Source organism: Candidatus Manganitrophaceae bacterium (genome assembly GCA_016200325.1).
GTDB lineage: Bacteria > Nitrospirota > Nitrospiria > SBBL01 > Manganitrophaceae > Manganitrophus.
This window is the reverse complement of sequence record JACQEZ010000013.1, coordinates 59,417-72,194: the sequence shown is the minus strand read 5'-3', so window position 1 is coordinate 72,194 and position 12,778 is coordinate 59,417. Positions and strand designations below refer to the sequence as shown.

Below are 12,778 nucleotides of genomic sequence, written 5' to 3'. Positions count from 1 at the left end.
TCAACCGCCATCTTGGCGATCCAGAAAAAAAGCGGCAGATAAAGGGCAAACCACTTCAGCAGATTAATCCCCGCCGTCACCGAGGCAATCGATTTCACCGGAAAGAGCAAGGCGAAAAGAAGGATCCCCCACTCAATGCCGGCATCGAGAAAGGAGATACTTTTTTCTGTGGGAGAAGAAAGGAGAGAAACGTTCGTCATACGCTCGGTTAAAAAGGTTCACACCGGTGGACTCCGGCAGATCCGGATGAAGGGCAAAGTCCCAGCATTATATCACTTATCTCGAGACGCTGCTGAGGGGGCGGGGCTCTTTCTTCAGCGTTAGATAAGCCTCGCTTAAGAAAGGAGAAGAAAAGAGCGAAAGGACGAGGCGGAACCAAGCCATCGATCGGTCTCTTGCAGTAATTCTCCGCAGCTGCATGAGGTCGCTCCCCGGCAGGTTGGTCCCCTTGAATGTAGTGACCGCTGCGCGATAACCGCATGCCTGCGCGGCCGCCGTGGCCCGCATATCATACGCCCCGAACGGCCATGCCAGGTAGCGGCACTCCCGTCCGAGCTGTCGCTCGATTTCGGCTTTAGAGCGACGAAGTCCGTCGATCAATCGTTCCGAGGAAAGCGAAGCGTCGCACCGAAGGTGATGGTGGGTGTGCGATTCGACTCGGATTAGGCCGCTCTGTTCCATCTCTCTCATTTCCGGCCAGGAGAGAAAGTCGGACAGCTGCGGCTCGTCCTCGATCTCCTTGTGCCGTCGCACCGCGATCACCCGGTCGTACGGCCGACAGGATTGACCGGGGAAAACCCGAGCGGTATTCACGAAGATCGTTGCCTTCACCCGATGCTTCTTCAGGATCGGATAGGCATAGAACCACGCATCGGCATATCCATCGTCAAAAGTCACCGCAACCGGGGGAAGGGAAGAGGGCCGCGTCTCGCCGGTGCCTCTCCCCCCAAAATACCCCTCGACATCGTCGAGAAAGAGAGAAGAATAGTGACCGCTGAGATGGGCGATCTGCTGCTCGAACCGCTCCACGGAAACATTCAGCGCATCATCTCGATAGCGGTTCACGTGGTGGTACATCAAAATCGGAACAGGTCGGCGCGACCTTTCCATGCCGGATCTCCTCCTGAATATGTCGATATAAGGCCACCGTCTGTTCGACGGCGTGCTGGAGATTGTACCGCTCTTCCACCGTCCTTCTTGCGCGGCGACCAAGCTGTTCGGCCCGCTTTGGGTGGACGAGAAGAAATAAAAGGGCCGCCGACAGCGCCGCTGCATTTCCAGAGGGGACCAACAGCCCATTCTCCCGGTTGGAGATCACCTCCAGAATTCCTCCGACGCCGCTCGCCACCACCGGTTTTTCCATCGCCATTGCCTCCAAAATGGAAATCCCAAGTGCCTCTTTGAGGGAAGGCGCAACGAAAAGATCGACCGCCGCCAAGAGGCGGGGGATATCGGAACGGTATCCGGTGAAGATGAAGTGTTGCTCCAGCCCCTCTTCCCGGACCTGCCGACGCAGATTCTTCTCGTCCCCTCCCGATCCGACCAGAAGAAAGCGCGTTTCCGGAAAGCGGGCCAATATCGCCGGCGCCGCCTCGATGAGAACCGATTGCCCCTTCTCTTTGCGGAGAAATGCGACTGTGCCGATGACCGGCACCCCGCTCGGAATGCCGAATTCCTCATGCACCCCTCGTTCGACCGAAGCCGTCCGGTAAAGATCGGTATCGATGCCGGGCGACGAGACAACCACCTTCGCAGGAGAAAGCCGCAACTCCTCGACCAAATACGATCGCAGATATTCACTGACCGCCACCACCCGATCGGAGAGAAGCCGATAAGGAAAACGATACCGGCTTTTATTCGCGAGATGGCGGGTTCGGACCAACACCGGCCTTCGGGGAACGAGCGGCCAGGCGTGGCCCGCAAACCACGCAAGCCAGCTGGTGACCGCGTTATGGGTATGGACCACTTCGACCTCTTCCTGGCATATTAACCGTGCGAGCGAAAGAACAGCGCGAAGATCGAGGCTGTTCCGGACGGAGAGCGTCCACAACGGGATCCCCCGCTCCGCGCCCTTCCGGGCGAGGGGGGTGTCCGGCCGACAGATGAGCACCACGCGATGTCCGCTTTTAATCAGAGCGGCAGAGAGGCGGAGAATCCACTCCTGCTGCCCGCCAAATCCCCGCGAGGTATCCATCTGGAGAATGATCATGCCTAAATAAATTCTGCAAGGTGTGTGCCGATCCCTCCCGTCCCCGGAAGACAGGAGTGATTCCATTCCGCCGCCGTTGGGAAGAAGCGTGGGAGGCTCGGGAAAACCCAACCGAAAATCGGGAGGTCGACACCAATATGGTCACTGATAAGACCCCCTTCTCACATTCAAAAATCAAATCGCTCTTCTCTCTTGCAGGGGGGTCTGACGGAACCCTCAGCCCAATTGTATTCAGGCCGGCAGTTATGACATGATGAGGGTTGGGAGAAGAGTTCCTTTTATATTTTCGGGGGGGGCACCGATGTCTGCCGATCATAAAAAAGAAGCGATGATCCATGTGGAACGGATCGAGGCGGCCCGAGAGCCGCTTGAGTTTTGTGTCATCATTGGGGAAGATCGCAGCGAAACAAAACATGAGGTGACGATGCCCGAGTCGGTTTATCAGAAGCTGACCGCCGGAAAGATCAGTCCGGAGCGCTGTGTCCAGGCCGCCTTTCAGTTTCTGCTCGACCGGGAACCGAAGGAGGCGATTCTCTCACGGTTCGATCTCACGGCGATTCCGAGATATTTCCCAACCTTCGAGCAGGACTTCCACAAGTACCTCTAAGCCGATCGGTACCGCTACGGCCTCGCCCCCCTTTCGCGTAGCAAAACCGCCAGCTCCTTCTGTTTTCCGGAGATCGCCAAGGCCAACGGGGTCTTTCCATTGTCCGCCGCGGCGTTGATGTCGGCTCCCCGATCGAGCAGGAGCGTCGCGAGCCCAACCTGGCCGTGGACCGCTGCCTGGTGAAGCGGCGTCCAGCCTCCCGCCTGCGTTGCATTTACATCGGCACCGCCCTCAATCAGCCGCTGTGCGACCGCGAACGACACTTCCGGATCGCGATGCGCCAGCGCGCTGTGAAGCGGCCGGACCCGCGCCGCATTTCGGGAAGGGGCATCGACGTCGGCCCCTTTTTCGATGAGATAGCCTGCGACTTTCGGATGACCGAAAAAAGCGGCCAGTCCCAGCAGCGAGAAACCGTCGGGAGAGACGGCATGCAGCCGATCCGGCGCCGTTTCAATCAACTCGGCCATTCGTTTCGAATCTCCGACCGCCGCCGCCTCGAAGAGATTCAGCTGAACGTTCTGAGATAGGAAAAACGCAACGATCTTTTGATGTCGGTGATAGAGGGCGGAGAGGAGGGGTGAAACGACCTCCCCCGCGGCATGAAGGAGCATCGGGGTCTCATCAAGGAGACACTTCACCTTGGCGAGATCTCCCTTCTTGATCGATTCGAGAAATTCCTGTTCCGGGGTCATTATCTTAACCTACTTGACCTTTCTATATAGATCAACGCTTTCCCGGAGTCAAGGAAATCTATTCATGATCAAAATCTTCCCTCTTTCATCTTGACGTTTTTGCCCCAGAACATTAGAATCTTCCCATGCCAAATCAGAACTTTGTTCACCTTCATCTTCATACGCAATATTCCCTGCTGGACGGGGCGAATCAGGTCGATCCGCTGATCGAGACCGCCAAGGGGTTCGGGATGCCGGCCGTCGCCATCACCGACCATGGCAATCTCTTCGGCGCGATCGAGTTCTACCAAAAGGCAAAGAAAGCGGGGATCAAGCCGATCATCGGCTGTGAAGCCTACCTCGCCCCGAGAAGCCGGTTCGACAAGGAAGGGACCGGCGCCGACGACGACTACAATGAAATCGGCGGCTCCAATCCCTACTACCACCTCATTCTCCTGGCGGCGAACGAGACCGGTTACAAAAATCTGATGAAGCTCCTCACCATCGCCAACCTCGAGGGCTACTACTACAAACCGCGGATCGACAAGGAGGTTCTTCGCAAGCACAGCGCCGGATTGATCTGCCTCTCCGCCTGCCTTCGGGGCGAGATCCCCTATCTGCTTGCCCGCGGCTATGAAAAAGAAGCGGTCGCCGCGGCGCATGAATATCAGGAGATCTTCGGGAAAGAGAATTTTTTTCTGGAGATCCAGGACAACGGGCTCGACCTGCAGAAGACGGCCAACCGCCAGCTGGTGGCGCTCTCGAAGAAAAACGACATCCCGCTCGTCGGAACCAACGACTGTCACTATCTCCACAAAGAAGACGCCCGCGCCCACGACATCATGCTCTGCCTCCAGACCGGGAAGACGGTCAATATGCCGAACCGGATGCGCTTCGAGACACAGCAGCTCTACTTCAAATCGCCGGAGGAGATGATCCGGGCGTTCGACGAGATTCCCTCGGCAATCCACAATACGCTCCAGATTGCCGAGATGATTAATCTCGATCTCAAATTCGGGACGTTCCATCTTCCTCAATATGAAGCTCCCGCCGGAGAGACGCGCGAGGCCTACCTCGCCTCGCTCGCACAGAAGGGGCTTGAAAGCCGCTTTGAGCAGTCAAGGGGCCGCGCCGCAACGCTCCGCCCGGTCTATGAAGAGCGCTTAAAGAAAGAGCTCGACGTCATCAACAAGATGGGATACGCCGGCTACTTTCTGATTGTCTGGGATATCATCAACTACGCGCGGACGTCGAATATCCCGGTGGGGCCTGGGCGCGGGTCAGCGGCGGGAAGCCTCGCCGCCTATGCGTTGAAGATCACCGACATCGATCCGATCGAATACGGCCTGATCTTCGAGCGCTTCCTCAACCCGGAGCGGATCACCCTTCCCGATATCGACATGGACTTCTGCATGGATCGGCGCGAGGAGGTCATCCGCCACGTGACGCAAAAATATGGCGCCGACCATGTCTCCCAGATCATCACCTTCGGAACGATGGCGGCGAAGGCGGCGATCCGAGACGTCGCCCGGGTCTTGGAGCTCCCCTATGCCGAGGCCGACAAGCTTGCCAAGCTGATTCCCAACACGCTCAATATCACCCTCGATGAAGCGCTCGCCCAAGAGCCCCGTCTGAATCAGGCGGCCGCGGCCGATCCAAAGGTCGGCGAGGTGATCGACCTGGCGAAAAGATTGGAAGGGCTCGCCCGCCATGCGTCGACCCATGCGGCCGGGGTGGTGATTTCGGCGGAGCCGCTCACGGAGCATGTCCCGCTCTATCGCGGAAGCAAGGGTGAAACGATGACCCAATACGCGATGGGCGACATCGAGAAGATCGGCCTGGTCAAATTCGACTTTTTAGGATTGCGGACACTCACCGTAATTGATCACGCCGTTCGGCTCGTGAATGAAAAACCGGACCCGCCGCAACGGCTCGAGATCTCCCAGATCCCGATGACTGATCCAAAGACCTATGAGCTCCTCGGGTCGGGCGAGACGACCGGGATCTTCCAGCTGGAAAGCGCGGGGATGCGCGACCTGCTGGTAAAAATGAAGCCGGAGAACTTCGAGGACATCGTCGCGATCCTCGCCCTCTATCGCCCCGGCCCGATCGGGAGCGGCATGGTCGACGACTTCATCAAGCGGAAGCGCGATCCAAAAAAAATTCAGTACGAGCTGCCGCAGCTCGCCGACATCTTGAAAGAGACCTACGGCGTCATCGTCTATCAAGAGCAGGTGATGAAGATCGCCAACGTTTTGGCCGGCTTCTCCCTCGGCGAAGCCGATCTGCTCCGCCGCGCCATGGGGAAGAAAAAACCGGAGGAGATGGCGGCGCAGAAGGCGCGCTTCATTGAGGGATCGCTGAAGAATGGCCACTCCAAAGCAAAGGCGGAGAAGATCTTCGACCTGATGGAGTACTTCGCCGGGTACGGCTTCAACAAATCGCACTCCGCCGCCTACGCGCTGATCACCTACCAGACCGCTTATTTGAAGGCCCACCACCCGCATGAGCTGATGACGGCGCTGCTCACCAGCGAGATGGGGAACTCCGACAAGGTGGTAAAATATATCACCGAATGCCGGAACATGGGGATTCAGATTCTCCCGCCCGACGTCAATGAGTCGGACCGCGACTTCACCGTCGTTCCGGGAGGAATTCGATTCGGACTCGCCGCGATCAAGAATGTCGGGAGCGGCGCGGTCGATGTCATCATCGCCGCCCGGAACGCCCAGGGGCGCTTCACCTCCCTTTTTGATTTTTGCCGGAAGATCGACCTGCGGAAGGTCAACAAGCGGGTCATTGAAGGGCTGATCAAGTGCGGCGCGTTCGACTCGACCGGAGCGAAACGGTCGGCGCAGATGGAGGTGCTGGAGCGGGCGATGCAAGACGGCGCCCAGCAACAGAAGGTCCGGGAGGCGGGACAGATGACGATCTTCGGAAACGGCGGCGCCGCCGATCCCTCCGCCATCGCCGATCCGGCCCTCCCAGACATCCCGGAGTGGGAAGATGCGGAGATCTCCAAGCTGGAAAAGGAAGCGGTCGGCTTTTACATCACCCGGCACCCGTTGACCCCGTTTATAGAGATCATGAAAAAACGGTCGGCGACCCCGACGGAGGATTTGGCGACGATCGAAGAGGACCGGGAGGTGCGGATCTGCGGGGTCGTCGTTCAGGAGAAGGTGGCGACGACAAAGCGGGGCGACCGGATGGCCTATCTTCGGATCGAAGACCTGACCGGCTCGGTGGAGGTGATCGTCTTCCCCGACCTTTATCAAACCTCCGCCCCCCTCTTCCAGCAGGACATTCCGCTCTTGATCAACGGGATGCTCGACCGGGGGGACAAGGGGCTCAAGCTGAAGGCGACGGCGATCATTCCGCTCAAAGAGGCGAGGCCCGCGCCGACCGAGCCTCCCCTTTCGGAGCGGTTTCCCGCCCGTCCGTTTCTGATCCGCCTCTCCGCCGATGCGATCGATCCGTCCGAGCTGGGGCAGCTTCAGAAGATCTTGCAGCGGCACCCCGGACCGCTTCCGGTTCACTTAAAAATCGCGATTCCGGAGGGGTCCGGATCGGTCAGCGAATCGACGATCGCCGTCGATTCGACGCTGAAGGTCGACGGTTCCAACCGGTTGACGGAGGAGTTGGAGAGCCGTTTTGGAAAAGGGATCGTCGGTCAGCCGTCATCGATGGAGACAACCTCGGCACCCCCCTTTTGAGGTCAATGTGAACGAGTCATTGGATTTTGAAAAACCGATTTTGGAGATCCAGAACCGGATCAATCACCTGAAAGACCTGGTCAAGACCGACCCGCGTCAAGGCGAAGAGATCCGGAAGCTTCAGAAGAAAATGGAGGCGCTGCAGGAAGAGATCTACTCCAAGTTGACCGCCTGGCAGAAGACGCAGATCGCGCGGCATGCGCAGCGGCCGAACACCGACGACTACATCGAGATGATGTTCGAAGATTTCACCGAGCTGCACGGCGATCGGCTCTACGGGGACGACAAGTCGATCCTCACCGGGCTCGCGCGGCTCGACGGACGGTCGGTCGCGGTGATCGGACACCAGAAGGGAAAGACGGTAAAGGAGCGGATCACCCGCAACTTCGGGATGCCCCATCCGGAGGGGTACCGCAAGGCGCTTCGGATCATGCAGCTCGCCGAAAAATTCAACAAGCCGATCGTCACCTTCGTCGACACCCCCGGCGCCTACCCCGGCATCGGCGCGGAGGAGCGGGGCCAATCGGAAGCGATCGCCCGCAATTTGATGGTGATGTCACAAATTAAAGTGCCGATTCTGTCGGTCGTCATCGGCGAGGGGGGAAGCGGGGGGGCGCTGGCGATCTCGGTCTCCGACCGTCTTCTGATGCTGCAGTATTCGATCTACTCGGTGATCTCTCCGGAAGGATGCGCCGCGATTCTCTGGAACGATTCGGCCAAAACAGCCGAGGCGGCCGAGGCGCTCAAGATGACGGCGCAAGACCTGCTCCAACTGAAAATCATCGATGAGATCATCCCGGAGCCGTCCGGGGGGGCCCACCGCGACCCGGAGAAGATGGGCGGGGCGCTCTCCAAAATTCTTTCCAAACAGCTCTGGGAGCTCGAATCGATCCCGCCGGCGGAACGGTTGGCGCTCCGCTACAAGCGCCTCCGCGGGATCGGCCTCTTCTCGGAAGAGGCCTCCCTACCGAAGGCTCCTCCCTCCTCCTGAACTGCCGCCACTGCTACCCCCTCCTCCCTGTGAAGGGCTTGAAGGGGCAATCGTCCCACCGCCTCCCCCCCGGAAACCGCGAAGGCTCCGGGAGCCCGGCCCGATAGACCGATGATGATGATTGACAATAAAGACGTCGCTGGTGCCGTAGATGAAACTGCCGCCGAAAAAGAAATACGGGTAGGGATCATATACGTAAGCGGGATAGAGGAAAGGATCATAATACCGATTGTAATAGGGATAATAGGGATAGTACGGATAGGGGGCCGCCCTTCGATACGGGTAGTCGCCGTAGTAATCGGCGCGGACTGAAGCGCCCTCCGTCATGTGGCATCCGGTCAATGCGACCGTCCAGGCCAATAAAACCGCTAAAAATATTTTTTTATACATTTCTTTTACCATGTTGATTGTTAAAAGCCGACGCGGAACCCTCCGCTAATCGAATATTGATCGAACAGACTCCCCTCGACGAAGAGCGCCGCTTTGTCCGAGGGGGTCAGGTAATACGACGTTCCAAGAAACACGCCGAAAATGTCGTCCTGGTTTACTTTTATATTCAGCTTCTGAACGGAGGTGGGGATATGGTCCCGCCCTTTCACTAAAGAGAAGCGAACCCCTCCATACGGCTCAAATTCATAATCCCGGGCCATGAAGCCGAGCTTCACCGTATGCTCCTGCCAGCGAATCCGCTCTTGGACGCTCTCCCCGCTGGGGGGAAGGAGATGAACGGCGTTGCCGGCATTGTCGATAATCGTCGGGTCAAAGAGAACGGAGTCGTTCGCTTTGAATTGCAGAAACCGATAATCGGCAAAGACTTGATAGGGTCGTCGCGGATCTCGCTCCCGAAAGAGAACCACCCGCACCCCGCCGCCATAGGCGCCGCTGAAATCGGAGTGAAAATGGAAATCATCGACATCGAGGTTACTCCCCCCCGCCAGACCATAGATCTCCAGGGGGTCGACGATGCGAAGGCTCAACTTGCCGAGAAGGCGAAGCGATTGCGCCGAAGAGGTCGTCTCCGGAAAATTCTCACCGGCGAACTGCGTGTTGTCCTCTCGAATATCACGGGTCAGATACTCGAAGAGCGCCTCAAAGTGAAACCGGCTGTCTTCGTTATAGGCAGCCGCCTTTCCGGGAAAAAGAACGGGAAGCACAAACAACAGGAGCCATAACAGAGACTTTTTAAGCGACATCGACGACCTCCCCAAAAGAGATTTGTCCTATTTTAGGCTCTTCAAAATTTCATTGTCAATGGGCCGAAAGCTAATGGAATTGAGAATTTAGATCGGAACGGGCGGTCTTGCCGGTCTGGATCGATGGGGCGCAGGGACACCCTCTTTGGCGGAGCAAAGGGAGGGAAAGAGAAAGGGACAAAGGCGGAGTAAGGAGGAGAGAGTCTCCGCAGGAAAACTTGGTTCTCCGTTAAGATTCGGACGACTCTCCGGCGGAAGAGGGGTTCGAGCCGCTGAAGATCGTCTCGGGTTCGAGCGCCTCTCGGTCGGGCTCGGAGAGCGTTTCCGCAGCGCTGTCGGGACCTGCGTCGGGGCTCTCGGACGATTCGGGCGCAACCGCTTCAGCCGCGGCGGACTCTTCGGTCGGCAACTCCCCTTCCCGCTCCGCTCCGGTGACCTCTGAGAACTCTTTGAGCGTCGGAAGGGCGGTGAGGTCTGAAAGTCCAAAATACTGTAGAAACTCGCGGGTCGTCCCATACATCATCGGTCGGCCGGCGACCTCTTTTCTGCCGACGATTTTGACCAGCTTCCGCTCCATCAAGGTTTTCAGCACCCCGGCTGCATCGACGCCGCGAATCTGCTCGATCTCGGCGCGGGTCGCCGGCTGTTTGTACGCGATGATCGCCAGCGTCTCCAGACCGGGCTTCGAGAGGCGCGCCGCCGATTTAATCTTCTCCATCTCTTTGATCCAAGGGGCCATCTCAATCCGCGTCGTCAGCTGATAGCCCCCGGCGATCTCGACCACCTGCAGACCGCGATTCGAGCGGGTGTACTCTTCCATCAACTCTCCCAGAAGCGCCTTGAGCCGCGGCTTCTCCACGCCTGTGAGGACATCGTGGAGCCGATCGAGTGAGATCGGATCGCCCGAGACAAACATCAATGCCTCAATCACCGGTTTGATCTCATGGTCTTCCATACGGCTACGCCTCTCCTGACAGGTTTTTGGTCTTAAACAGACGCAGCGGCCCGCACGCGTCCCCTTGTACGACACGAAGCAGCCCGAGACGAATCAACTCCAGAAGCGCTAAAAAGGTGACGACCACTGCATGCCGAGTTTTTACCTCTTTGAATAAATCGTCGAAGAGGGAGCTCTCGACCGGCTCCATCTGGTCGATGACGAACTGCATCCGATCTTTTACCGTGAGCTCGTCGATGGTGACCTGAAGAACCCGCTTGTCGGGGATGCGCGCCAGCACCCCCTTTAATGCATCGAGGAGCGAATAGAGGCTCAAATCGACCAGCGGGACCTCTTCGGGAAGAAGCTCGGGAGAGAGGCTCGGCTCTCTTCGGAAAATCTCCCGCCAGAGATTTTCCCGCTCCTCGAATCGCTCCGCCGCGTCTTTGAATTTCTGATACTCCAATAGCCGCGCGACCAGCTCCTCGCGGGGATCCCCCTCTTCTTCCTCTTCCGTTTCGGAGGGGGGGAGGAGTGTTTTCGATTTGATGTGGATTAAAGTCGCCGCCATCACCAAAAATTCTCCGGCGATGGAGAGATTCAGCGACTTCATCAGGTCGAGGGTCTCGAGGTATTGCTGAGTGATCAGTGCGATCGGGATGTCGTAAACGTTCACTTCATTCTTCTTGATAAGATGAAGAAGAAGCTCGAGAGGCCCTTCAAAAGCATCTACTTTTACTTCATATGCCGCTTCTGATTCCATTCAATCCAATCTGGTGAGAACCGATTATCCGATGAATAATCTGAGATTTTTATATCATTTAAAGCTTTCATAGGCAAGAAAAAAAACCAACCGGATGTGGGCAAGAATCCCGAGAACCCCACATAAGGGATATGCAGAAGTTCGCTCTCTTGAATCGGCGCTCCTCAGATCATCCCCAACAAGCGGGTCCGGGCCTCCTCCAGATCTTCCGGATGGACCAGGAGGCGGGCGCCGGCCGGCGTCGGACTCGCACCCGGCCCGAAAATGCCGATGTCTTCCGATTGGATCAGATAAGGAATGTGCGCCTGTGATAAAATCTCCCCCGCCATCTCCGCCTCCATCCGGGACTGGAATCGGTGAAGAATCGTGAACGCCATCTTTATACCCTTCTACCCTTTCCTTTCTGCTTGCCTTTCGCCAAAAAACAGCGCCGGATCCTGATCGTATTCTTACCATCTCCCCGATCCGATTGCACCCTCTCATTTCGAATGACCCCCGTTCGGAGGATAGTCAAGCTCCTCCGCCTTTTGGTAACATCAAGTTACAAATTAGGAATTAGATAGAAATTAGAAAGGAGGCGGGATATGGGCATACTTGGCTGGATTGTTTTTGGAGCCATTGTCGGCATCGTGGCAAAATTTTTAATGCCCGGACATGATCCGGGCGGCTTTGTGGTGACGATTCTTTTGGGGATCGTCGGTGCGTTGATCGGCGGCTTTCTCGGTCGCGCCGTCGGGTTGTATGGACCGGACCAACAAGCCGGCGGATTTATCATGTCGGTGGTCGGTGCGATCATCGTGCTATGGGGTTATCGCCTCATGATCGGTCGAAGCACTGCATGAGGCCAAACCGCCTTGACGGCCGGTTGTCGGAGGAGCCAGAATCCATAGAAATCCTCCGGTAACCGGCCTTTTTGGGTTTATCGGATCCATCAATGACTCTCAATTGGCCAGAGGAAGTTAATCAAAATAGACTAGTTGAATTCTGTTACTGTTCCTGGTAACATGAATCGGCAGGTGGCGTCTCACATCCCTCTTCATGGATCTTAACAGATCACGGTCCTCATTCATCGATGTTCACAGATCTCCCCCACAACCTCACTGACCTTGTTCGTAAATCGTTGAAAGAGCATTTGAAGTGCGGCAGATCGGATCTTAAATAAATAAAAGAGTGCCAAGGAGTCAGCCATGACAGCCCATTTGAAGACCGTGTCGAACGCCAAAGAGATTTCGGTTAGGGAAGACGCCGAAAAGAAGTTTATCTTTCGGAGAAGGGTTTATCTCTCCGATACCAATGCGCAAGGAAACGTCTATTTCGCCCGGTTCTTTGAGTGGCAGGGAGAGGTGCGCGAGGAGTATTTAAGGGTGGCCGTTCCGAACCATCCGGCGCTCTTCAAAACAGGGTTTCATCTTCTCACCGTCGAAGCGGCGGCGGAGTACAAAGGGGAATCGAAACTGTATGATCCGATCGAAATCAGCCTGACGGCGCCATGGATCAAGCGGGCCAGCTTTCAACTCGACTTCAATATGGTCAATGTGGAGACGGGCCAGCCGCTCTCCAGCGGAAGACAGGTCATCGCTTGCGCCGATGCAGAGGGAAAGTTGATCGAGATTCCTTTAGAAATAAAAAATGCACTTTTGCAGATCCATCCATTACGAACCAAAAAATCTTGAATTTTGCCTCTGGATTTTTATTTC

Annotated in this window: 14 protein-coding genes; 5 read left to right on the top strand and 9 right to left on the bottom strand. The window is 56.8% G+C overall.

Annotation, left to right across the window (positions count from 1 at the left end; all coding sequences use genetic code 11):
- The 3 genes from HY282_11655 to HY282_11645 all read right to left on the bottom strand — a co-directional run.
- Positions 1–200, bottom strand: a 200-nt coding sequence (locus tag HY282_11655; protein ID MBI3804404.1) for a hypothetical protein, incomplete at its 3' end; no start/stop codon positions are given.
- A 76-nt stretch (positions 201–276) separates the two neighbouring features.
- The gene (locus tag HY282_11650) at positions 277–1,110 is read right to left on the bottom strand and encodes a polysaccharide deacetylase family protein (protein MBI3804403.1); all 834 of its coding nucleotides are present in this window, start codon (positions 1,108–1,110) and stop codon (positions 277–279) included.
- Entirely contained in the window at positions 1,046–2,194 is a 1,149-nt protein-coding gene (locus HY282_11645; protein ID MBI3804402.1) for a glycosyltransferase family 4 protein, read from the bottom strand. The genes HY282_11650 and HY282_11645 overlap by 65 nt, the downstream gene beginning before the upstream one ends.
- A gap of 343 nt (positions 2,195–2,537) precedes the next feature.
- On the opposite strand from HY282_11645, the gene HY282_11640 reads away from it, so the two are divergent.
- Positions 2,538–2,816, top strand: a complete 279-nt coding sequence (locus tag HY282_11640; GenBank protein ID MBI3804401.1) for a hypothetical protein — start codon at positions 2,538–2,540, stop codon at positions 2,814–2,816.
- 14 nt (positions 2,817–2,830) lie between these two features.
- On the opposite strand, the gene HY282_11635 is transcribed toward HY282_11640, so the two are convergent.
- Complete coding sequence (locus HY282_11635) at positions 2,831–3,508, bottom strand: ankyrin repeat domain-containing protein (GenBank protein ID MBI3804400.1); 678 nt, start codon at positions 3,506–3,508, stop codon at positions 2,831–2,833.
- 125 nt (positions 3,509–3,633) lie between these two features.
- Here HY282_11635 and HY282_11630 point away from each other — a divergent pair, with 125 nt between their 5' ends.
- Positions 3,634–7,200, top strand: coding sequence for a DNA polymerase III subunit alpha (locus HY282_11630; protein MBI3804399.1), 3,567 nt, complete (start codon positions 3,634–3,636; stop codon positions 7,198–7,200).
- A 7-nt stretch (positions 7,201–7,207) separates the two neighbouring features.
- Entirely contained in the window at positions 7,208–8,191 is a 984-nt protein-coding gene (locus HY282_11625; GenBank protein ID MBI3804398.1) for an acetyl-CoA carboxylase carboxyltransferase subunit alpha, read from the top strand.
- Here the strand turns inward: HY282_11625 and HY282_11620 are convergent.
- The 5 genes from HY282_11620 to HY282_11600 form a co-directional block, all read right to left on the bottom strand.
- On the bottom strand, positions 8,165–8,581 hold the full coding sequence (locus HY282_11620; GenBank protein MBI3804397.1) for a hypothetical protein: 417 nt from the start codon (positions 8,579–8,581) through the stop codon (positions 8,165–8,167). The two genes, HY282_11625 and HY282_11620, sit on opposite strands and share 27 nt — an antisense overlap.
- A gap of 20 nt (positions 8,582–8,601) precedes the next feature.
- A complete protein-coding gene (locus HY282_11615) occupies positions 8,602–9,384 on the bottom strand; it encodes a hypothetical protein (protein ID MBI3804396.1) in 783 nt (260 codons plus the stop codon).
- 229 nt (positions 9,385–9,613) lie between these two features.
- Positions 9,614–10,339, bottom strand: coding sequence for an SMC-Scp complex subunit ScpB (scpB, locus tag HY282_11610; GenBank protein ID MBI3804395.1), 726 nt, complete (start codon positions 10,337–10,339; stop codon positions 9,614–9,616).
- 4 nt (positions 10,340–10,343) lie between these two features.
- On the bottom strand, positions 10,344–10,994 hold the full coding sequence (locus HY282_11605; protein ID MBI3804394.1) for a segregation/condensation protein A: 651 nt from the start codon (positions 10,992–10,994) through the stop codon (positions 10,344–10,346).
- A 251-nt stretch (positions 10,995–11,245) separates the two neighbouring features.
- Positions 11,246–11,458 (bottom strand): DUF2007 domain-containing protein, encoded by a 213-nt coding sequence (locus HY282_11600; GenBank protein MBI3804393.1) that lies wholly within the window; start codon positions 11,456–11,458, stop codon positions 11,246–11,248.
- A 207-nt stretch (positions 11,459–11,665) separates the two neighbouring features.
- Between HY282_11600 and HY282_11595 the strand changes: the two genes are divergently transcribed.
- Complete coding sequence (locus HY282_11595; protein MBI3804392.1) at positions 11,666–11,923, top strand: GlsB/YeaQ/YmgE family stress response membrane protein; 258 nt, start codon at positions 11,666–11,668, stop codon at positions 11,921–11,923.
- A gap of 345 nt (positions 11,924–12,268) precedes the next feature.
- Positions 12,269–12,754 carry an acyl-CoA thioesterase gene (locus HY282_11590; GenBank protein MBI3804391.1) on the top strand — a complete coding sequence of 162 codons (486 nt, stop codon included), beginning with the start codon at positions 12,269–12,271 and terminating at the stop codon, positions 12,752–12,754.
- Positions 12,755–12,778 lie beyond the last annotated feature (24 nt).